The 19,418-nt window shown below is 67.4% G+C and carries 21 protein-coding genes; 10 read left to right on the plus strand and 11 right to left on the minus strand.

Annotated elements, in window-relative coordinates; genetic code table 11:
* On the plus strand, positions 1–930 hold the full coding sequence (locus DSM104443_RS04565; protein ID WP_212756939.1) for a dihydrodipicolinate synthase family protein: 930 nt from the start codon (positions 1–3) through the stop codon (positions 928–930).
* A gap of 26 nt (positions 931–956) precedes the next feature.
* On the opposite strand, the gene DSM104443_RS04570 is transcribed toward DSM104443_RS04565, so the two are convergent.
* The gene (locus tag DSM104443_RS04570; RefSeq protein ID WP_171089881.1) at positions 957–1,541 is read right to left on the minus strand and encodes a hypothetical protein; all 585 of its coding nucleotides are present in this window, start codon (positions 1,539–1,541) and stop codon (positions 957–959) included.
* A gap of 351 nt (positions 1,542–1,892) precedes the next feature.
* On the opposite strand from DSM104443_RS04570, the gene DSM104443_RS04575 reads away from it, so the two are divergent.
* The 5 genes from DSM104443_RS04575 to DSM104443_RS04595 are packed head-to-tail and all read left to right on the plus strand — an operon-like array spanning position 1,893 to position 6,583.
* Entirely contained in the window at positions 1,893–2,723 is an 831-nt protein-coding gene (locus tag DSM104443_RS04575) for an HpcH/HpaI aldolase/citrate lyase family protein (protein ID WP_171089882.1), read from the plus strand.
* Complete coding sequence (locus tag DSM104443_RS04580) at positions 2,720–3,691, plus strand: tripartite tricarboxylate transporter substrate binding protein (RefSeq protein ID WP_171089884.1); 972 nt, start codon at positions 2,720–2,722, stop codon at positions 3,689–3,691. Before DSM104443_RS04575 ends, DSM104443_RS04580 begins: the two co-directional genes overlap by 4 nt.
* 2 nt (positions 3,692–3,693) lie before the next feature.
* The gene (locus DSM104443_RS04585) at positions 3,694–4,860 is read left to right on the plus strand and encodes a CaiB/BaiF CoA transferase family protein (protein WP_212756941.1); all 1,167 of its coding nucleotides are present in this window, start codon (positions 3,694–3,696) and stop codon (positions 4,858–4,860) included.
* Entirely contained in the window at positions 4,857–5,621 is a 765-nt protein-coding gene (locus DSM104443_RS04590) for an amidohydrolase family protein (RefSeq protein ID WP_171089888.1), read from the plus strand. The genes DSM104443_RS04585 and DSM104443_RS04590 overlap by 4 nt, the downstream gene beginning before the upstream one ends.
* Positions 5,618–6,583, plus strand: a complete 966-nt coding sequence (locus DSM104443_RS04595) for a Bug family tripartite tricarboxylate transporter substrate binding protein (RefSeq protein WP_171089890.1) — start codon at positions 5,618–5,620, stop codon at positions 6,581–6,583. Before DSM104443_RS04590 ends, DSM104443_RS04595 begins: the two co-directional genes overlap by 4 nt.
* A 76-nt stretch (positions 6,584–6,659) precedes the next feature.
* On the opposite strand, the gene DSM104443_RS04600 is transcribed toward DSM104443_RS04595, so the two are convergent.
* Positions 6,660–7,073 carry a cupin domain-containing protein gene (locus tag DSM104443_RS04600; protein WP_171089892.1) on the minus strand — a complete coding sequence of 138 codons (414 nt, stop codon included), beginning with the start codon at positions 7,071–7,073 and terminating at the stop codon, positions 6,660–6,662.
* Between the two features lie 4 nt (positions 7,074–7,077).
* Complete coding sequence (locus DSM104443_RS04605) at positions 7,078–7,749, minus strand: extracellular catalytic domain type 1 short-chain-length polyhydroxyalkanoate depolymerase (protein ID WP_171089894.1); 672 nt, start codon at positions 7,747–7,749, stop codon at positions 7,078–7,080.
* Positions 7,750–7,899: 150 nt separating this feature from the next.
* On the opposite strand from DSM104443_RS04605, the gene DSM104443_RS04610 reads away from it, so the two are divergent.
* Positions 7,900–8,832 carry a hypothetical protein gene (locus tag DSM104443_RS04610; RefSeq protein ID WP_171089896.1) on the plus strand — a complete coding sequence of 311 codons (933 nt, stop codon included), beginning with the start codon at positions 7,900–7,902 and terminating at the stop codon, positions 8,830–8,832.
* Positions 8,833–8,936: 104 nt separating this feature from the next.
* Positions 8,937–11,216 (plus strand): catalase, encoded by a 2,280-nt coding sequence (locus tag DSM104443_RS04615; RefSeq protein ID WP_171089898.1) that lies wholly within the window; start codon positions 8,937–8,939, stop codon positions 11,214–11,216.
* A gap of 3 nt (positions 11,217–11,219) precedes the next feature.
* On the opposite strand, the gene DSM104443_RS04620 is transcribed toward DSM104443_RS04615, so the two are convergent.
* The 6 genes from DSM104443_RS04620 to DSM104443_RS04645 are packed head-to-tail and all read right to left on the minus strand — an operon-like array spanning position 11,220 to position 16,639.
* A complete protein-coding gene (locus DSM104443_RS04620; protein ID WP_171089899.1) occupies positions 11,220–12,314 on the minus strand; it encodes a RuBisCO large subunit C-terminal-like domain-containing protein in 1,095 nt (364 codons plus the stop codon).
* Complete coding sequence (locus tag DSM104443_RS04625; RefSeq protein ID WP_171089901.1) at positions 12,311–13,117, minus strand: alpha/beta hydrolase; 807 nt, start codon at positions 13,115–13,117, stop codon at positions 12,311–12,313. The genes DSM104443_RS04620 and DSM104443_RS04625 overlap by 4 nt, the downstream gene beginning before the upstream one ends.
* Positions 13,118–13,127: 10 nt before the next feature.
* On the minus strand, positions 13,128–13,715 hold the full coding sequence (locus DSM104443_RS04630) for a PqiC family protein (protein ID WP_171089903.1): 588 nt from the start codon (positions 13,713–13,715) through the stop codon (positions 13,128–13,130).
* On the minus strand, positions 13,712–15,370 hold the full coding sequence (locus DSM104443_RS04635) for a PqiB family protein (protein WP_171089905.1): 1,659 nt from the start codon (positions 15,368–15,370) through the stop codon (positions 13,712–13,714). The genes DSM104443_RS04630 and DSM104443_RS04635 overlap by 4 nt, the downstream gene beginning before the upstream one ends.
* Entirely contained in the window at positions 15,363–15,986 is a 624-nt protein-coding gene (locus DSM104443_RS04640) for a paraquat-inducible protein A (protein WP_171089907.1), read from the minus strand. Before DSM104443_RS04640 ends, DSM104443_RS04635 begins: the two co-directional genes overlap by 8 nt.
* On the minus strand, positions 15,983–16,639 hold the full coding sequence (locus DSM104443_RS04645) for a paraquat-inducible protein A (RefSeq protein ID WP_171089909.1): 657 nt from the start codon (positions 16,637–16,639) through the stop codon (positions 15,983–15,985). Before DSM104443_RS04645 ends, DSM104443_RS04640 begins: the two co-directional genes overlap by 4 nt.
* A 36-nt stretch (positions 16,640–16,675) precedes the next feature.
* On the opposite strand from DSM104443_RS04645, the gene DSM104443_RS04650 reads away from it, so the two are divergent.
* The gene (locus DSM104443_RS04650; RefSeq protein ID WP_171089911.1) at positions 16,676–17,908 is read left to right on the plus strand and encodes an allantoate amidohydrolase; all 1,233 of its coding nucleotides are present in this window, start codon (positions 16,676–16,678) and stop codon (positions 17,906–17,908) included.
* Positions 17,909–17,947: 39 nt separating this feature from the next.
* Here DSM104443_RS04650 and DSM104443_RS04655 read toward each other — a convergent pair whose 3' ends face one another.
* Both DSM104443_RS04655 and DSM104443_RS04660 read right to left on the minus strand, forming a co-directional pair.
* On the minus strand, positions 17,948–18,379 hold the full coding sequence (locus DSM104443_RS04655) for a globin family protein (protein ID WP_171089913.1): 432 nt from the start codon (positions 18,377–18,379) through the stop codon (positions 17,948–17,950).
* Between the two features lie 98 nt (positions 18,380–18,477).
* Positions 18,478–19,017: a DsbA family protein gene (locus tag DSM104443_RS04660; protein WP_171089916.1), complete on the minus strand. Its 540-nt coding sequence runs from the start codon at positions 19,015–19,017 to the stop codon at positions 18,478–18,480.
* 77 nt (positions 19,018–19,094) lie between these two features.
* Between DSM104443_RS04660 and DSM104443_RS04665 the strand changes: the two genes are divergently transcribed.
* On the plus strand, positions 19,095–19,418 hold the full coding sequence (locus DSM104443_RS04665) for a metalloregulator ArsR/SmtB family transcription factor (protein WP_246232511.1): 324 nt from the start codon (positions 19,095–19,097) through the stop codon (positions 19,416–19,418).

Consider the following 19,418-nt stretch of genomic DNA (forward strand, 5'->3'; position numbering starts at 1 on the left):
ATGAAACTCGACGAAAAAGCTAAAGGGGTATTCGTCATCACGGTGACGCCCTTCAAGGACGACGGCTCGCTGGACGACGCCAGCACCGACCGCGTGATCGACTTCTACCTTGAGAAGGGCGCCACCGGATTGACCGTCCTCGGCGTGATGGGCGAGGCGCCCAAGCTCACGGCCGCCGAATCGCAGCAGTACGTGAAACGCGTGCTCGCCCGCGTGAAGGGCCGCATTCCCACGATCGTCGGCGTCTCCGCGCCGGGCTTCGCGGCCATCGGCGAGCTCTCGAAGAGCGTGATGGACATGGGCGCCGCCGGCGTGATGGCCGGGCCCGCGACGACGGTCAAGACCGACGACCAGGCCTACGCCTACTACGAGATGGTCGCGGAAACGCTCGGCCCGGGCATTCCCTTCTGCGTGCAGGACCATCCGCTGGCGTACGGCGGCGTGCAGCTGCCGGTCCCCGTGATGAAGAAGATCTTCGACAACATCCCCACCGCCGTGATGCTGAAGCACGAGGACTGGCCGGGGCCGGGGTTGAACAAGGTCGCGGCCATTCGCGCCGGCCTGAAGCGCAGGATCTCGATTCTTTCAGGGAACGGAGGCGGTTTGTTCCTTCCCGAGGAGCTCTCACGCGGCTGCGACGGCGCCATGACGGGCTTCGGCTATCCCGAGATGATGGTGGACGTGTGGAAGGCCCACTCGGCCGGCAACGTCGAACGCGCGCACGACCTCTTCGATGCGTATCTCCCGCTCGCTCGCTACGAGCAGCAGACGGCGCTCGGCCTCGCCGTGCGCAAGTACATGCTGATGAAACGCGGCGCCATCGCCACGATGGCCATCCGCAAGCCCGGCCCCAAGCTCTCGCCCGCGGACATCGCCGACATCGATCGGTTGATCGCGCGCCAGGAGAAGCGGCTGAAGGAGCTCGGCTAGCAGGAGAAGCGGTTGAAGGAGCTCGGCTAGAGAGTCGCGGCCGGGATCCGCCCTCGCAGGAGGTATTCGCGAGCGGCCAGCATGGCCTCCTCCTCGAAGTCCAGGATCGTCATCACGTTGCGCAGGACTCGCTCCTTGTCGCGCGTGGGAAGGTTCGTGAGCGTCCAATAGCCGGTGCCGGCGATGGCTTGGGGATGCGTTGCGTTGCCCGAGGCTTCGATCTCGCGAGCAGACTTCGCGAAGTAGCGGCGGCTTTTGCCGCCGACCTGCAGCACCCGGCCGAAGTCCTTGGGTCTCGCGTCGCGAATGCAGCGCAGCAGGAAGAGGTAGCGCTGGACGTCGAACGGATACCACGGCGCGCCACCGATCGCGGCCGCAAGCTCATGGCGGTGCTCGACCCTCTTCCGGGGGCTGGCCACACCCGCGACACCCGCGGCACCCGCGACACGCGCGACTCGAGCCACTCGCGACTCGCGGGCGCCGATGCGCAGCAACCGGCGCAGGATCGCCGACGGCTCGTCCTCGAAAGCCGTCGCGCGAGAGAGGAGGTACCAGTACACATCCTCCTCGAGGAAAACCATCTTCGACGGATAGCGCCGGGTGCGGGGCATGTCTCACCTTCGCGGGAATGGAACTTCATGGACTTAAGTCGCTTAAGTCCATGAAGTTGCATGTTCTCAATAGGGCTTGATAGACGCGTACTGGTGCAACCGCTCCGGGACTCGATAGGGCGCGCCCGCGACCGCGCCAGCACTCGACAGGATGGGCACGGCCGCAACTGGTGGGCACGGCCGCAACTGGGTGGGCACCGCAGCAACTGGGTGAGCAGGCGCCGCATTTGTACGGAAACTAACGGACGTTTGTGCTCCCGGGCTGGCAGATTTCGATCCAGAAACTTGCAATTTCGCCGGCCTGTTTTTTTTGCCGGGACGGCGTCACACTGCCAGCTGGAGGAAGGAACCATGAGAACGAAACTCTTCGTGCCGGGATCCCGGCCGGAGCTCTTCGCCAAGGCCATGGCCGGTGAAGCCGACGCCCTTTCGATCGACCTCGAGGACGCCGTCGACGAGAAGCGCAAGGACGAAGCGCGCCTCGCCGTGCGCGATTTCCTCCGCTCGCTGCCCGCGAACAAGGACAAGACGATCATCGTCCGCGTGAACGGCATCGACACGCCGCACTTCGAGGCGGACATCGAGGCGATCCGCGGCTCCGGCCTCGACATCGTGAATCTCCCGATGATCGAGTCCGCCGGCGACGTGCAACGCGCCGTGGAGGTCACGAAGGACCTCGCCCTCATGGCGAACATCGAGACCGCGAAGGGCTTTCGCAACGCGGCCGAGATCGCCGCGGCGGATCCGTGCGTGAAAGGCCTGCAGCTCGGCTTCGGCGACCTGCTCGAGCCGCTGGGCATCGAGCGCTACAACCTCGCGGTGATCCTGCACTTCCAGCTCGGCGTGCGGCTCGCGGCGGGCGAGGCGGGCGTCTTCGCGTACGACTCGGCGCTCGCCAACGTGAAGGACATGGATCTCCTCAAGCGCGAGGCGGAGCAGGCCCGGCGCCTGGGCTTCCTCGGCAAGTCGGCGATCCATCCGAGCCAGGTGCCGGTGATCAACCAGGTCTTCCGCCCGACCGAGGAGGAGATCGCGCATTCATTGAAGGTCGTGGAGAGCGCGAAGGACAACGTGGCGAAAGGCGTCGGCGCCTGGATGGTCGACGGCAGGATGATCGACGCGCCGTTCGTCGTGCGCGCGGAAAACATACTCACGACAGCCCGGAGGCTGAAGCTCCTATGAAAAACATCCTTCTCTCGGCGCTTGCCGCGCTGCTGCTGGTGGCGACCCCGATGGCCGTGATCGCGCAGGCGAAGTATCCGGCCAAGGCCGTCACGATCATCGTTCCCTATCCGCCCGGTGGCTCGAACGACACGTTCGCGCGCTCGATCGGCAAGAAGCTCGGCGATGTGTGGGGCCAGCCCGTCATCATCGAGAACCGCGGCGGCGCCGGCGGCAGCATCGGCGCGGCCTACCTCTCGAAGCAGGCGGCCGACGGCTACACGCTGATCCTGATGTCGAACTCGTTCACCACGAACGCCGCGATCCAGCCCAACCTGCCGTTCGACGCGGTGAAGGACTTCACGCCCGTCACGATGGTCGCGCGCGGCCCGATGATCCTCGCCGTCGCGAACCGGATGGCGCCGAAGACGATCGCCGAGCTGATCGCGCTCGCGAAGTCGCAGCCGGGCAAGCTCAACTTCGGCTCCTCCGGCGCGGGCAGCACCAACCAATTCGCCACCGAGCTGTGGATGGCCGCCGCCGGCGTGCAGATGACGCATGTTCCGTACAAAGGCATGGCTCCCGCCGTCACCGATCTCGTCGGTGGCCACGTGGACGTGCTCTTCGCGAGCCTGCCGTCGGTGTACGCGCACACGAAAGCGGGCAAGGCACGCGCGCTGGGCGTCACGTCCCTCACGCCGTTCTCCGCAGCGCCCGAGCTGCCCGCGCTCGCGCAGAACGGAGCGCCCGGCTTCCAGTTCGACAACTGGTGGGGCGTGTGGGGCCCGCCGGGCCTCCCGCCGGAGATCGTCGCGAAGATCAATGCCGACCTCCAGAAGATCCTCGTCTCCGCGGACATGAAGGAGATCTTCCTGCGCGAAGGGGCGGAGGCTGTGCTGATGGCGCCGGCGGACTTCACTCGCACCATCACCTCCGAGATCGACCAATGGAGGAAGGTGGCCGTGAAAGCGGGCATCAAGCCGGAGTAGGCATGGGTCCGCTCTCGGGCATCACGGTCCTCGACCTCTCCAGCTATATCGCGGGCCCGTACGGCTGCACGCTGCTCGCCGATCTTGGCGCCGACGTGATCAAGATCGAAGCGCCCGGCGGCGACACGCTGCGCAAGTACCCCTCGACGCTCGCCGCCGAGAGCCGCGCCTTCCTCGGCGTGAACCGCGGCAAGCGCGGCCTGGCGCTCGACCTCAAGAAACCCGAGGGCCTCGAGGTGCTGAAGCGCCTGGTGAAAGACGCCGACGTGCTGGTCCACAACTTCCGTCCTTCGGTGCCGCCGCGCCTCGGCGTCGACTACGAAACGCTGAAGGCCGTGAACCCGCGCCTCGTCTATTGCGCGATGACGGGCTACGGCGAAACCGGCCCGTTGAAGGACAAGGCCGGCTACGACCAGGTGCTGCAAGCGATGACCGGCATCTGCGTCATGCAGGGCACCGAGAACGCGCCGCAGATCGCCTACGGGTCGGTCGTCGACTACTACGCCGCTTCGATGGTCGCTTACGGCGTTTCTTCGGCGCTCTACCAACGCGAGCGCACCGGCGAGGGCCAATACGTGGGCGTCTCGCTGCTGCGCAGCGCCTTGGCCATGCAGTCGGCACGATTCATCTGGGCCGAAGGCGAAGGCCGCGACGTCGGCCGCGACATGCGCTCCGGCGGCATCACGGGCCTGCATCCCACGAAGCAGGGCAGCCTCTACATTTCCGCCAACACGCCGCACTTCTGGAAGGATCTCTGCGAGCTGGTGGGACTTCCGCACCTGGCCGCCGATCCCCGCTACGACTCGGTGCGCAAGCGCAACCAGGAAGCCGCGGTGATCGTCCCGGCGATCCGCGCGGCGCTCGCGGCGAAGACGGCGCTCGAATGGGAAACGGTCTTCGGCGAGCGGGTTCCCTGCGCGGCGGCACGTCCGGTCGAGGACATGTTCGACCATCCGCAGGTCGTGGCCGAGGGCCTCATCGACACGTACGAGCATCCGACGGCGGGGCGCTTCCGCGGCATTCGCGATCCCATCCATTTTTCGGCGGCGGCCTCCGAGCGTCCGCGCGCCGCGCCGGCTTTCGGCGAGCACTCTTCCGAGATCCTGGCCGAAGCCGGTTACTCGAGCGACGAGATCAGCAAGCTGAAGAGCGGTGGGGCCATCCCGTGAGCGCGTGCGATTCGCACATCCACATCAACGACGCCGCTGCGGTCGAGGCCTACCGCCGCGTGCAGGCCGTGCAATGCACCTCGCGCGTGGTGATCGTGACGCCGCGCGTGCACGTCACCGACAACACCGTCACGATGAATGCGATCGCCACGCTCGGCATCCGCAAAGCGCGGGGCGTCGGCGTGGTGAGACCCGACGTGACCGACGCGAAGTTGCGCGAGATGGACGCGGCGGGTATCCGCGGCATCCGCTTCACCGTGTACCAGCCGGTGGGGCAGGTGGTCAGCATCGACATGATCGAGCCGCTCTCGAAGCGCATCGCGCCGCTCGGATGGCACGTGCAACTCCACATGCGTGCCGACCAGGTCGTCGACAACGCCGCGATGCTGGAGCGCTTGCCTTCGGCGATCGTCTTCGACCACATGGGCCGCCTGCCGGCCGGTGAAGGCGCGAAGCACCCGGCCTTCGGCGTGATCCGCGGCCTCATCGACCGCGGCCGCACGTGGGTGAAGCTCTCCGGCCCTTACCTCGACGAGCCCGAAGGCCGCCCGCGATTCGCCGGCGCCGTGCCGGTCGCGAAGGCGTGGATCGCCGCCGCTCCGCACCGGCTCGTGTGGGGCAGCGACTGGCCGCATCCCCTCGCGCAGGATCCGAAACCGAAAGGCCGCGAGCTGATCGACCTGCTCGACGACTGGGCGCCGGACGCGGCGACGCGAGCGCGCATACTGGTCGAAAACCCCTCGGAGCTCTACTTCGGATGAAGACCGCCCGCTCGCTGCTCGCGTTCCTGCTCGTGTCGCTCGCCGCTTCCGCCGCGGCGCAGGACTGGCCCTCGAAGCCGGTGAAGATCATCGTCCCGTTCCCGCCGGGCCAGGCGACGGACACGCTCGCGCGCCTCGTCGCCGAGAAGCTCACGACCGCGCTCGGCCAACCCTTCATCATCGACAACCGTCCCGGCGCGGGCGGCGTGCTCGGCACCGAGGTCGCGAAGAACTCGGCTCCCGACGGCTACACGCTCGTGATGGCGCCGATCTCGTCGTTCGCGATCAACGTGGCGCTGCAGCCCAAGCTGCCGTACGACCCGCTGAAGGACTTCGCGCCGATCGCCAACATCGGCCTCACGCCGCAAGTGATCATGGCGAACCCGAAGGCGGGCATCACGTCGATCAAGGATCTCGTGGCGAAAGCCAAGGCCAAGCCGGGCGAGCTCTTCTTCGCATCGTCGGGCAACGGGTCGGCGAGCCACCTCGCGATGGAATCGCTGCAGCTCGCCGCGGGCATCAAGCTCACGCACGTCCCCTTCAAGGGCAACTCGGACGCGTTCGCGCAAGTGATGGGCGGGCAGATTCCGATCATCTCCGACGCGGTGCCGGGCGCCGTGCCGCAGGTGAAGGGCGGGAAGCTCGTGGCACTCGGCGTCGCTTCCCTGCAACGCTCGCCGTACTTGCCCGACGTTCCGACCGTCGCGGAGCAGGGCTACCCGGGCTTCGAGGTCGTGGGCTGGATCGGCATCGCGGCGCCGGCGAAGGTGCCCGCGCCGATCCTCGATCGCCTGAACGCGGAGATCCGCAAGGCGCTCGAGCAGCCCGACGTGAAGGAGAAGCTCACCGCCGCGTCGTTCGTGACCGCCGGCGGTTCGCGCGCCGAGTTCACGGAATTCATCCGCGCCGAGATCGCGCGCTGGACGAAGGTCGTGAAGGAAGCGAACGTCAAGACCGACTAGGAAAAATAATTGGGGTCAGACTCCCATTTGCGTTTCTGTCCGATTCACGGGACTGCAAATGGGAGTCTGACCCCAATTATTTTTCCAGCGCGACCTTTTGCTCCGCTGTCGGCAGTTGAGGCCTGTCCCTCTCCGTCGACACCATGCAAAGAAATCCGAGCGGTTCGTCCGCTGCCGCACGGAATTGATGCCACGTCATCGGAGGCACGCTCACGAGATCGTTCTGCCCGATGTCGTGGTCCTTGCCCTCGATCACGCAGCGTCCGTGTCCGCGGATCACCATCACGGCATGGGTGTGCTCGTGGCGCTCCAACGTCGTCCATCCCCCAGGCTGCACCTCGAAGTAGCGAAGCTGCGCCGGGAACATGGGATCGCCGAAGAGCACCTGGCGCGTCACGTCCCTGAAGGGCGCGCTGCCTTCGTCCTTGTACTCGAGGACGTCCACGTCCTTCCAGTGGAAGTCGCCGCTGTGCTTTCGAACCAGGTCCATGGCGCTATTTTACGCCGAGGAAGAACCGGACCAGCGCCTCCGTGGGATCGGGCTTGCGGGACCAGACGTGGGCACCGCCCTTGAAGGTGATCGTCGGCACCCCCCGATCGGCTCCGCGAAGGGATGCGACGGTCGGTGAGGAATGAATGGCGGCGCCCGCGAAGAGATCCGGATACGCAGCGGCGAGAATCGCCGCCATCGCGCCACCCGCCGAGAAGCCGGCGACGAAGACGCGCTTCCGATCGATGCCGTAGCGCTCGACGATCGCCTTCGTCATGCTGGCCAGCATCGCGGGCTCGCCGCGGCCCCGTTCCTGGTGCCGCGATTGAAACCAGTTCCAGCACCCCATGGCGTTCGCCTTTCGCGACTGCGCCGGATACAGCACGTACAAGCCCCGCTCGCGAGCCAGCGCGTTCATGCGCGTGCTCGTGGCGAAGGTGTCCGGATCCTGCGTGCATCCATGCAGCATCACGAGCAGGGGGGCACCGCTCTCCGCAGCTGCCGGCGGGATGTAGAGCTTGTAGCGATGTCCCTTCGAGCGATACGCGTGCGTCCCCGCCGCGAATCGTTCGCCACTCCGCGGTGGGCGATTAACGGCCGGAACGTACGTAGCCGCATCGACCCACGCGCGTTGCAGGGCGATGCCCTGGCGCATGAGGCGGCGGAAGGAACGCATGGGAAGTTAGGACGCTTCGCGCTCGCTTGGTTCAGCCCGCGCAAGTCGAGGCGATTTCCTACAAGCCTGCAGCTCAAACGCCTACTTGGCCGTGGCATGCACGCGCCTAGCATCGTCCATCGCCTCTCAAATACGGAAAATTCCCGCGCCATGAGCTCTCCCGCCTACAGTGCCCCCGACCTCGTCGTCGACTCGGTTCGTCCCAGCGCCAGCGCCGTTTCCTGGGGCGCGATCTTTGCAGGTGCCGCTGCCGCCGCGGCCCTGTCGTTGATCCTGCTGCTCCTCGGTGTCGGCCTCGGACTCTCTTCTGTCTCGCCCTGGGCGTACGACGGCGTGAGTGCCACGACCTTCGGCGTATCCAGCATCCTGTGGGTCACATTCATGAGCCTGGCGGCATCCGCCGTCGGCGGCTATCTCGCGGGCCGGCTTCGCACGAAGTGGGTGTCGGTCAATACCGACGAGGTGTACTTCCGCGACACCGCGCACGGCTTCCTCGCCTGGGCTGCCGCAACGCTCCTCACCGCCGCACTGCTGACCTCGGCGATCGGCTCGATGATCGGCGCGGGTGCGAAGGCCACGGCCGCAGTTGCCGGCGGTGTTGCCACGACCGCTGCCGCGGGTGCCGCCGGTGCCGCCACGGGCGCAACGCAGGCTACGGACGCCAAGCCGTCGCTCGACCCGTCCGCCTACTTCGTCGACTCGCTGTTCCGTCGTGACGGAGCCGCCGCCCCCACGACAACCACCTCTCCGCAGGAAAACGCCGCCTCGGCTTCGGAGACGACTCGCATCTTCGCCAATGCGATTCGTACCGGCTCGCTGCCGCAGGATGACCAGCGCTACCTGGGGCAACTCGTCGCGCAACGCACGGGTCTTGCCCCGGCGGATGCCGAGAAGCGGGTCGCCGATACGTTCGCCCGCCTGCAGACCAAGCTCCGCGAAGCCGAAGCCACCGCCAAGGAAGCGGCTGACAAGGCACGCAAGGCCTCGGCCTACACCGCGCTCTGGCTCTTCATCTCGCTGCTGGCGGGCGCGTTCGTCGCGAGCCTTTCCGCCACGTTCGGCGGCCGCCGCCGCGACGACTGACCCTTCTCATTCGTTCAGGAGACATACATGCGTTCGATCCTCTTGCTGTTGCTGGGCGTTCCCCTCCCGATCATCATCCTCATCGCGCTGTTCTCGCACTGATCATGGCCACGAAGAAAGCCGCAGGTAAGACGACCGCGGGCGGCCCCGCTCGCGGCGCAACGCCGCCCGGCGACGCCGCAGCCCGCAAAGCGGCCGCAACGCAGAAGCTTGCCGCCGCCTTTCCCTTCAACGCGAACAAGCCGAACGAGATCGGCGAGCAGAAGCCGAAGGCGGGTGTCCATGCGCCGCTGCCCGATCCGTCGGTGGGTGCCAGCACGCTCATGGAGGGCAACTCGACCGGCAAGCCGCAGCTCGAAGCCGCACGCATCGACGCCGAAGGCGCCGTGCTGACCACGAACTTCGGAGCTCCGGTCGCGGACAACCAGAATTCGCTCAAGGCGGGTCTGCGCGGCCCGACGCTCCTGGAGGACTTCATCCTCCGCGAGAAGATCACGCACTTCGACCACGAGCGCATCCCGGAGCGCATCGTGCACGCACGTGGCTCCGGCGCGCACGGCTACTTCGAGTGCTACGACTCGCTCGCCCGCTTCACGCGCGCGGAGTTCCTGTCGGCGAAGGGCAAGCGCACGCCCGTCTTCGTGCGCTTCTCCACGGTGGCCGGCGAACGCGGCTCCACCGACACGCCGCGCGACGTGCGCGGCTTCGCGACCAAGTTCTACACCGGCGAGGGCAACTTCGACATCGTCGGCAACAACATCCCCGTATTCTTCATCCAGGACGCGATGAAGTTTCCGGACCTGGTCCACGCCGTGAAGCCCGAGCCGCACAACGGCATGCCGCAGGCGGCCAGCGCCCACGACACGTTCTGGGACTTCGTTTCACTCATGCCGGAGACGACCCACATGCTGATGTGGGTGATGTCGGATCGCGCTCTGCCGCGCAGCCTCAAGACCATGCAGGGCTTCGGCGTGCACACGTTCCGGTTCGTGAACGCGAAGGACGAGTCGCGCTTCGTGAAATTCCACTGGAATCCGGTCGCGGGAACGCACTCCCTCGACTGGGACGAGTGCATCAAGATCTCCGGCGCCGACTCGGATTTCCACCGGCGCGACCTCTGGGAATCCATCGAGGCCGGGGTGTTCCCCGAGTGGGAGCTGGGCGTGCAAGTGTTCACCGAGGCGCAGGCCGAGAAGTACAGCTTCGACGTGCTCGACGCCACGAAGATCGTCCCGGAGGAGCTGGTGCCGGTGGTGCCGGTCGGGCGCATGGTGCTCGACCGCAATCCCGACAACTTCTTCGCCGAGACCGAGCAGGTGGCCTTCGGCGTGCAGAACCTCGTGCCCGGGATCGACTTCTCGAACGACCCGCTGCTGGCCGGGCGCATCCATTCGTATTTCGACACGCAGCTCTCGCGCCTGGGCGGTCCGAACTTCCACGAGATCCCGATCAACGCCCCGGTCGCGCCGGCGAACAACAACCAGCGCGACGGCATCCACCGGCACGCGGTGAATCGTGGCCGCGTGGCGTACGAGCCGAACTCGCTCGGCGGCGGTTGCCCGTTCCAGGCGGGCGCTGCGGGCTTTCGGTCCTTCCCGCAGCCGATGGAGGGCGACAAGGTGCGCGGCAAGCCCGAGCGCTTCGCCGACCACTACTCGCAGGCGACGCTCTTCTGGAACAGCCAGACGGAGTACGAGAAGGCCCACATCGTCCGCGCGTTCCGATTCGAGCTCACCAAGGTGACGGTGCCGGCCATTCGCGAGCGGACGCTCTCGATGCTTCGCAACGTCACCGACGAGCTGGCGGGCCAGGTGGCCGAAGGGCTCGGCATGGCGCTGCCGAGGGCGATGCCGAAGCTGGTCGCTTCGGTGAAAGTGGAGGTCCAGGAGTCTCCGGCGCTCTCGCTCACCGCGCGCCCCGGCAATGGCGACCTGCGGGGCAGGCACGTCGCGATCCTCGTCGCGCCCGGCGTCGATGCGAAATCCGTGAAAGCCACGACAACCGCCTTGCAGAAGGAAGGCGTCGTGGTGCACACGCTCGCCGCCCGCCTGGGTGACGTTGCGGGCAAAGGCGGGACGATCACGCCCGACGGCACGCTCGAGACGATGCCCTCGGTGCTTCACGACGGCGTCGTCGTTCCGGATGGAGAAGAGGGCGCGGACGAGCTGGGCTCGCTCGGCCAGGCGCTCGAGTTCCTGAAGGACCAGTACCGCCACGCGAAGCCGATCCTCATGCTCGGCGCGGGCCGTGCGGTTCTCGAGGAGGCGGGCATTCCGGTGGATGACGACACCGATTGGGCGATCGCCTCGCAGGCCGCGTCCTTCATCGACGCGCTGCGCAAGCACCGCCACTGGGACCGGCAGATCGATCCCCCGCCGATCTGAAGCCTATCGCGCGGCGGCGACCTTCTTCACGAACTCTCGCGCGCGATCGCCCAGGCGGTCGCCCGCGGAGAGCAGCCCGCCGCCGATGAGCAGCATGGTGTCCGCTCCGTAACCCGCGACCATTTCATCCACGCGGTCCACGGTCATCCCGCCCGCGGGGACGGGCAGCGACGGCGCGAGCTCGGAGAAGGGACGGCGCGCCGCCGCGGCGATGTCGAGGCACGTCGCGCGGCTGTAGCTGAAGCGGCCACCATGATTCGGGAAGATCGTGGCGTCGGCGCCGAGGAGCCGGAAGAGCGTGCCCAGCAGCACGGAGGGCGCGACACGGTTCGCACCGGCGAAGGCAGGGTGCGCCATCACGGGAATGTCGAGCTGGTCGCACACGAGCTCCGCGAAGACCGGAAGGCCGACCAGCATCGGGGCGACGAGCGCCATGCGCACGCCGCTCGCCTTGGCGATGCGCACTTGCTCGGCGAGCGCCGCGGGGCCGCCCGAGAAGGTGGGCGCATAGATCGTTCGGTTGCCGTGCTCGAGATTCGCCTCGTCCACGGCGCGCTGCACGGCGGGCACGCGTTCCGCGAACGGCGAGAACGCCTGGTTCGCAAGGCCGTGGTCGTCCTTGATCACGTCGATGCCGGCGCTGGCAAAAGTGCGCGCGAGCTTGGCGAGGTGCTCGATGGTCGAGCCCTGCGGCTTCAGCGCCGTGCAGGTGAGCGGCCGCGATGGCGCGCCGACCAGCTTGCGGATGCCCTCGATGCCGAAGCGCGGGCCGGGAAAGGCCTTCGCGTATCCGGTGGGGAATTGCACATCCACCAGCTCGACCTCGGGCTGCATCGAGCAGTTGCCGAAGAGCATGTTCACGAGCTGCGACGCTTCGTGGCCCGTCGTCACCGGTGCTATTCCAAGAACGACCTCGAACCCGTCGCCATGCGGGCGGATCGCTTCGACGCGAGCGACGATCTCCTGCAGCACGCGCGGGTCGGTGACAGCGGCCAGCGGCATCTCCACGCTCTGCTCCGTGGCCAGCGCCTCGGCGCGCACCTTGCTCTCCGTCTCAGGCGCATTGATGCGATACGTTGCCAGGATCCGATCGCTCATTCGAACAACTCCAGCGTCGCGTCGTGGAGCCGTTGCCCTCGTTCGGTGAAAGCGTCGAGGATCGAGAAGTGGTTGTAGCCCGCGGGAATATGGCAATCGCGAGCCTGGGGCGCCCACGCGGTGGCGAAGTCGCGCGATTGGCGCTGGAACTCGGACGTCTCATCCCCGCCGGCACACACGAAGAGCGGCGCCTGGATGGTGCGCTCGACGTCCATCATGCCGACGCTGCGCGCCTCGGCGTCGTCGAGGCGAAGGTCGGCGTTCGCGCTGTAGTGCGGCAACGGGGTCAGGTCGTAGACGCCGCTGATCGGCACGCCACCGATCACGCGCTTCGGGTCGAACGCCAGCTTCTTCGAAGCGAAGATCGCCGCGGCGAGGTGGCCGCCGGCCGAATGTCCGCTCACCACTACGCGGTCCTTCGCGATGCCCTGCGCGAAGAGCCAGTTGGTGGCCGCCACCACGTCGTCGATGATGTCGGCGATTCGCACCTCGGGGCAAAGCCGGTAGCCGATGTTCGCGACACCCAGGCCCGAGGCGACGAACGGCGGCGCGATCCACGCGTGCGAGTCCTTGTGCAGGGCGCGCCAATAGCCACCGTGGATGAAGACGAGCAGGCCGCGCTCGTTCCTGGCGGGAAAGTAGTCGATGCGATGCCGCGCGTGCGGGCCGTAGGCCAGGTCGAGCCGGCCTTCCAGCGTCTTGCGGGCGTAGTCGGAATCGCGGTCCCAGCGCGCGAAGTACTTCGGATGGTCCGGGACGGCCTGGCGGTTGTTGTACTCGCGTTCGATCTGCTCGGGGGTCATGCCCCGCAGTTTACCGCCGGATCGTGGCGGCGATCTCCGCGGCCATGCGCGCGAGCGCTCGGCTGTGCGCCGCGGCGATGCCGGCCGCGTCGCGCGAGGGCAGCGGCTCCGTGACCGCCGTGCGCCCGGACTTGCGCGCGCCCGCCGAAGCGTTCGCGCCCGTGGGCGTTACGGTCCACATGGCTTCCAGCGTGGCGCCCGCGTCCAACGACGAATCGAAACGCTGCACGTCGACGGTCACGGCGAAGTCCGGGGCGTACGGGCCGAAGCGGCCCGAGGTGACGCGACTCGTCCCGAGCTCCGCGCGAAGGTCTTCCGCCAGCACGCGCGGGATGGCCGCTTTCAGGGGCTCGACCCACCGGTTCGCATCGTCGATCTCGACACGGTTGGGGCCGGTACGAATCACCATGGCGTTGCGGTCGACGGCTTCCGGAACGGTGGCGACGCCTACGTGGATGGCAGGGCCGGAGCTGGTCGCGGGCGACGGTGCGTTGCCCGGCGCGGCCGAGAGGTTGAAGTAGCTCTCCTTCACCGCCGAGCCGCCGAAGCAGCCGGAGAGCACGAGGGGAGCGACCAGCAGCGTGAGTGCGCGCTTCATTTCGACTCCGTCCGCTTGCCGCGGATCAGCGATTCGGGATGGCGTTCGAGGTAGTCCGTGAGTTGGCGCACCGAGTCCGCGGCGCGACGCACTTCGTCCAGGGCGCCGCGGAGGTCGCCTCCGATCGGGGAATCCGACGACAGCGTCTGCTCCGCGGTACCGAGCGTCTTGCGGGCGGACTCGAGCGTCATGCGCAGCTCCGGCGCGACTTCGTTGGAGAGCTTCGCCATCACCGCGTCGGCATTCTTGAGCGAGGTCTGCAGTGCCGCCATCGAGGCGCGCAGGTCCGCCGCGATCTTGTCGAAGGGCACCTTCTCGAGGTTCGCGGCGATCGCGGCGACCGAGTCCTGCAGCTCGCCGGGCCCGCCGCCCATCACCGGGATCTCGGGCGGGGTCTTCGTGAAGTCGACCGTGGCCTTCGGTGCCTGCGGGAAGAACTCGAGGTTCACGTAGAGCGCGCCCGTCAGCAGGTTGGAGCTCTTCAGCTGCGCGCGCATGCCGCGATCGACGAAGCGGCCGATGCGCTGCTGGGGCGTGAGGTTCGGGAGCGGTGCACGCGCGGGATCGCGGAAGCGCGAGCGCAGCCGCTCGGGGTAGAGGTCGATCTCCACCAGCATGAGGAAGCGCGACTGCTGCGACTCGAAGTCGAGGTCGATGCGCTTCACCTCGCCCACGGTGATGCCGCGGAAGTCGACCGGCGAGCCCACCTGCAGGCCCTTCACCGATTTCGTGAAGCGCACGACGAACTTCTCGACCACCGTCTCGCGCGGCGCCATCGCCTTGGTGCGGTTGTCGAAGAGCCAGTACTCCGCCTTCGCCGCCGCCTCGGGACGCGTCACGGATTCGGTCGGCGTCTCGAACGCGATGCCGCCCAGCAGCACCGTGATCAGCGACTGCACCTGCACGCGCACGCCGTTGGAGTCGAGCGAAAGCTCCGCGCCGCTCGCGTTCCAGAAGCGCGTGTCGTCGTTCACGAGCTTGTCGTAGGGCGCCTCGACGAAAATGCCGACGCGCACCTCCTCGCCGTGGCCCGGAACTTCGGTCGAGACGACCTTGCCCACCACGACGCCGCGGAAGTAGATCGGCGAGTTGATGTCGAGCGATCCGAGGTCGTCGGTACGGACCGTGAAGATGCGCCCCGCTTGATCCGCGACCAGCACGGGCGGCGTCTCGAGGCCGACGAACTCCTTCTTCGAGGACTTCGAGGTTCCCGGCTCGGCACCGATGTACGAGCCGGCGAGCAACGTGCCCAGGCCCGAGACCTGTCCGCCGGCGATGCGCGGGCGCACCACCCAGAACTTCGTGTCCTCGACCAGGAAGAGGCTCGCGGTCTGGCGATCCACCTCGGCGCTCACCACGACGGACTTCCCGTCCTCGGACAGGCGTACCGACTTCACGATGCCGATGTCCACGGCCTTGTGGCGGATGCGTGTCTTCCCGGGCTCGATGCCCTCGGCCGACTTGAAGGTGATCGTCACGTCGGGGCCGCGATTGAGGAAGTGCTCGATCGCGAGCCAGCCGCCGATCAGGAGGGCCAGGACCGGGACGATCCACACCAGTTGCGGCGTGCGCGGCCCGCCCCGCTTGGAGACCGCGCGCGGAATCGCCGACTCACTGCTCGGGATTGCGGGTTCGTTCGTCGTGCCCTCAGCCATTGCGATGCTCCACGGGATCCCACGTAAGCCGCGGGTCGAAGCTCATCGAGGCCAGCATCGTGAGGACCACCACCGCGCAGAAGGCCACCGCGCCCGGTGCGGGCTCGACGGATGCGAATACCTTGAACTGGACCAGCGCCACGAGGACGGCGCCCACGTAGATGTCGACCATCGACCAGCGGCTGATGTAGGCCGTTGCACGGTAGATCATGGCACGCGTGCGAGGTTGCCAGAGGGAACCGCGCTTCGCCATCGCGATGAGCAGGGCCAGCGTCGCGATCTTGAACGCGGGCACGACGATGCTCGCAATGAAGAGGATCCCCGCGAGGAGCTTCGCTTCCGTGCGCCACAGGTGCATCACGCCGCTCATGATCGTGTCGGACTGCGCGACGAAGAGCTGCCCCGTCGTGACCACGGGCACCAGGTTCGCGGGAATGTAGAGCACGGCGGCCGCGGCGAGGAAGGCGGCCGAACGCGTGAGGCTGCTGGGCTTGCGCTCGTGGATCGCGGCACCGCAACGCGAGCAGAAGGCGCGCGCCGTCCCGGGCTCCACGCGCTGGAGTTGCTCACACGTCAGGCAGGACCACAGGCCCTGGTCGGCGGCGAGGGCGGTCACGGCCGGGCTTCCGCCGGTTCGCGATCGGTCGCGCGCGCGGATTCGATCTCCGCCACGCGGCGCCACACCTCGTTCGGTTCATAGGCCTGCATCGCCATCGCACGCAGCAGGACATAGCCGCCCAGCGCATACAGCCCGTTCCCGACCTCGGCCGTGGCGAGCTGCGACAGGCGCGATGTCGCGATGATCGTCGCGAGGAGGTAGACGTCCAGCATCACCCAGGCCCGAACCCATTCGGCACTGCGGAAGGTCACGGCGAGCCACGGCGGCACGGTTCCCAGGCGGAGCGGCAGGAGCATCGCCAGCATCACGACCAGCTCGGCGGCCGGCAGGAGGAGCGCGGAGAAGAGCGTGATCAGGGCGAGGCTCGCCATGCCGTGGTCGCGGAGCGCCGCGATGGTCTGGAAGATGTTGGCCGAGGTCTCGATGCCGTTGGAGTCCAGGCGAATCAGGTCGTGGGCGTTGGCTCCGATGAAAAGCACCGCGGCGCCGGTGAGCAGGGCCAGCGTGCGGTCGAGGCTGGCCGGCTGGAAGCGATGCAGCTCGGCGCCGCACCGGAAGCAATGCGCGGCCGCGCTGCGGCGCAGCTGCGGGATCCGCTGCAGGGCGTCGCATTCCGGGCATGCGGTGAGATCGCGGGTTTGTAATTCCATGACCCCCATTAGTCCGGTGCTAGACTCGGTCGTTCCATGGATGTCCTACATCTTGCCGCTTCGCTGGCCCGCCACAGCGACTCCGCCGACCACTACACGCGTCTCTATCTCACCTCCGCGCACCGCGCGGCGGCGAAAGAATTGCAATCGTGGATGGTAGAAAGCGGCCTGCGTGTGCGCGTCGATTCGGTCGGCAACGTGATCGGCCGCTACGACGGCGCGACGCGGGATGCGAAGACGTTGCTGCTCGGCTCGCATTTCGATTCGGTGAGGAATGGCGGCAAGTACGACGGCGTGCTCGGAATTCTCGTTCCCATGGCCTGCGTGGCGGAGCTGCATCGCCGCGGTGAGCGGTTGCCCTGCGCCATCGAAGTGGCCGCCTTCGCGGACGAGGAGGGCGCTCGCTTCGCGACGGGCTTCCTCTCCAGCCGGGCGATGATCGGCGACTTCGACCGCACGTGGCTCGACCGGCGCGATGCCGATGGCGTTTCCATGCGCGAGGCGATGCGCGACGCGGAGCTCGATCCCGAGGCGGCGGGGTCCGATCCGCTGAACCGCAAGGCGCTCGCGGGCTACCTGGAGTTGCACATCGAGCAGGGGCCGGTGCTCCTGGATGCGGGGCTGGCGCTCGGCGTGGTCACGACGATCTCGGGCGGCAATCGCCACTCGGTGGTGGTGATCGGCGAGGCGGGGCACGCGGGCACGGTGCCGATGCAGCGGCGGCACGACGCACTCACGGCGGCTTCGGAGATGGTGCTGGCGATCGAGCGGCGCTGCGGCGTGACCGTCGAAGGCTCGCGCCTGGTCGGAACCGTCGGCATCCTCAAGGTTGTCGACGGCTCGAGCAACGTGATCCCGGGACGCATCGAGTTCTCGCTCGACATCCGCGCGGGCGACGACGCGACGCGCATCGCCGCCGAGGACGACATCTTCGCGGAGCTCGAGGCGATCGCGAAGCGCCGCGGCGTGCGCGTCGAGATGAAGCGCCACAGCGAGTCGACCGTGATCCGCTGCGCCGACCGGATGCAGGACCTCGTGGCCGCGAGCATCGCCGCCGTGGGTCTCGAGCCGCTGCGGCTACCCAGCGGCGCCGGTCACGACGCGATGATGTTCGCGCGCATCTGCGACGTCGGGATGATGTTCGTGCGCTGCGGCGCGGGCGGCGTAAGCCACAACCCCGCCGAGACCGTGACCGCCGAGGACGTCGACCTCGCCCGGCGGGCCGTCCTCGAATTCATGCGGCGGTTCGGCACCGTCGTCCCCGCGTAGGCGGGGACCCATGGATTCCCGCCTTCGCGGGAATGACGGTCAGGCAACGGCCTGCGAGAACGCGGGATCGTTCGCCGCATCCTTCATCACGTTGGCGAGCGTCGTGTACGCGACGGTCCAAGCCTCGCGCAGCTCGGGCGTGAAGTCGGTGTCGAGCGCCTGCTCGAGCGTCCACAGGAACGCTTCGGCGACGGAATCGTAGTGCTCGTCCTTCACGCCATAGGCGGCATGGCGGCGGCCCAGGTCCCCGGCGGTGGCGGTGATCTCGCCCATGCGGCCGAGGCAGCCGACGGCGGTGCCGAGCATGCCCATCAGCTTGCGGCCCTGCTGGTCGAGGGGCTTGCGGAAATGCGGGCGAAGCGAGGGATCCAGCTCGAAGAGGCGCGCGTAGAAGAGCAGGGCGGCCATGTCGCGGATGGGGACGATCTTCTTCCAGCTGTCCTGCACGAGTGCGATCTGTTGGGGCGTCATTTTCTTGGTGGGTTCGGATGCAGCGGCAACATCGCCGCCACCCTTGGATACGCCCACCCCCGTGTTCCGGATTGCGGAATATTCGGCAGAAAGACTGCCTATTTCCCCAACGCCGCCAGCTCTTTGTCGATCTCGTCGTAGAGGTGCTGGAGGTCGAATGCCACGTCGAACGGCTTGCCGTTGATGAAGATCGTCGGCGTCGACCGGACGCCGCTCTTCCGGCCGTCGGCGGCCATCGCCTTGATCCGCGTGAGGCTCACGTGGCCGTCCATCGCGAGCGAGAAGGCGGCCAGGTCGAGCTTGATCTCCCGGGCCACGGCGTTGAGATCGCTGCGCGTGAGGTTGCGCTGGCGGCGGAAGAGCCGGTCGTGCATCGGCCAGAACTTCCCCTGGATGGCCGCGGCCTCGGAAGCCTCGGCGGCGAGTACGGCGTGGGGATGGACGTCTTCCTGCGGGAAGTGGCGGAACGCGAAGCGCACGCTGCCGGGGTAGCGCAGCAACATCAAATGAATCCCCGAGGAGGCTTCCGCGCAGTACGGGCACTCGAAGTCGCCGTACTCGACCACGGTGACCGCGGCGCTGGCCTCACCGATGACATGGTCGGAAGCGCCGACCGGTGTGCGTAGGACACGCTTCATTCCGGAAAGGATACCCGACCCCATTGACAACGGGGGACGCCAGGGATTTAATTATTAACAAATGTGCTAATTAATGAATGATGCAACTCGACCTCGTCTTCGACGCCCTCGCTTCCCGGCCGCGCCGGCAGATCCTCGCGTATCTCTCCGAAGTGGAGCTCTCCACCTCGGATCTCGCAGAACGTTTCGCGATGACGGCACCGGCCATTTCGCGGCACCTCTCCGTGCTCGAGAAGGCCGGGCTCGTGACCAGCGAGCGCCGCGGGCAGTTCGTGTTCTACAAGCTGAACGGCGACAACCTCGTGAACACCCTGACTGGCTATGCCTTCGAGGTGTGTCCGGTGGGGCGGCCCCTCAAGCAGGAAGCCCGAGCGCTCAAGAAGCGCACGGCCAAAGGCTGA

This window comes from Usitatibacter rugosus, from assembly GCF_013003965.1.
Lineage (GTDB): Bacteria > Pseudomonadota > Gammaproteobacteria > Burkholderiales > Usitatibacteraceae > Usitatibacter > Usitatibacter rugosus.

Excerpts from the sequence above, each read along its gene's own strand:
- DSM104443_RS04565 (WP_212756939.1), top strand. The coding sequence starts at position 1 with ATGAAACTCGACGAAAAAGCTAAAGGGGTATTCGTCATCACGGTGACG.
- DSM104443_RS04570 (WP_171089881.1), bottom strand. The coding sequence starts at position 1,541 with ATGCCCCGCACCCGGCGCTATCCGTCGAAGATGGTTTTCCTCGAGGAG.
- DSM104443_RS04575 (WP_171089882.1), top strand. The coding sequence starts at position 1,893 with ATGAGAACGAAACTCTTCGTGCCGGGATCCCGGCCGGAGCTCTTCGCC.
- DSM104443_RS04580 (WP_171089884.1), top strand. The coding sequence starts at position 2,720 with ATGAAAAACATCCTTCTCTCGGCGCTTGCCGCGCTGCTGCTGGTGGCG.
- DSM104443_RS04585 (WP_212756941.1), top strand. The coding sequence starts at position 3,694 with ATGGGTCCGCTCTCGGGCATCACGGTCCTCGACCTCTCCAGCTATATC.
- DSM104443_RS04595 (WP_171089890.1), top strand. The coding sequence starts at position 5,618 with ATGAAGACCGCCCGCTCGCTGCTCGCGTTCCTGCTCGTGTCGCTCGCC.
- DSM104443_RS04600 (WP_171089892.1), bottom strand. The coding sequence starts at position 7,073 with ATGGACCTGGTTCGAAAGCACAGCGGCGACTTCCACTGGAAGGACGTG.
- DSM104443_RS04605 (WP_171089894.1), bottom strand. The coding sequence starts at position 7,749 with ATGCGTTCCTTCCGCCGCCTCATGCGCCAGGGCATCGCCCTGCAACGC.
- DSM104443_RS04610 (WP_171089896.1), top strand. The coding sequence starts at position 7,900 with ATGAGCTCTCCCGCCTACAGTGCCCCCGACCTCGTCGTCGACTCGGTT.
- DSM104443_RS04615 (WP_171089898.1), top strand. The coding sequence starts at position 8,937 with ATGGCCACGAAGAAAGCCGCAGGTAAGACGACCGCGGGCGGCCCCGCT.
- DSM104443_RS04620 (WP_171089899.1), bottom strand. The coding sequence starts at position 12,314 with ATGAGCGATCGGATCCTGGCAACGTATCGCATCAATGCGCCTGAGACG.
- DSM104443_RS04625 (WP_171089901.1), bottom strand. The coding sequence starts at position 13,117 with ATGACCCCCGAGCAGATCGAACGCGAGTACAACAACCGCCAGGCCGTC.
- DSM104443_RS04630 (WP_171089903.1), bottom strand. The coding sequence starts at position 13,715 with ATGAAGCGCGCACTCACGCTGCTGGTCGCTCCCCTCGTGCTCTCCGGC.
- DSM104443_RS04635 (WP_171089905.1), bottom strand. The coding sequence starts at position 15,370 with ATGGCTGAGGGCACGACGAACGAACCCGCAATCCCGAGCAGTGAGTCG.
- DSM104443_RS04645 (WP_171089909.1), bottom strand. The coding sequence starts at position 16,639 with ATGGAATTACAAACCCGCGATCTCACCGCATGCCCGGAATGCGACGCC.
- DSM104443_RS04650 (WP_171089911.1), top strand. The coding sequence starts at position 16,676 with ATGGATGTCCTACATCTTGCCGCTTCGCTGGCCCGCCACAGCGACTCC.
- DSM104443_RS04655 (WP_171089913.1), bottom strand. The coding sequence starts at position 18,379 with ATGACGCCCCAACAGATCGCACTCGTGCAGGACAGCTGGAAGAAGATC.
- DSM104443_RS04660 (WP_171089916.1), bottom strand. The coding sequence starts at position 19,017 with ATGAAGCGTGTCCTACGCACACCGGTCGGCGCTTCCGACCATGTCATC.
- DSM104443_RS04665 (WP_246232511.1), top strand. The coding sequence starts at position 19,095 with ATGATGCAACTCGACCTCGTCTTCGACGCCCTCGCTTCCCGGCCGCGC.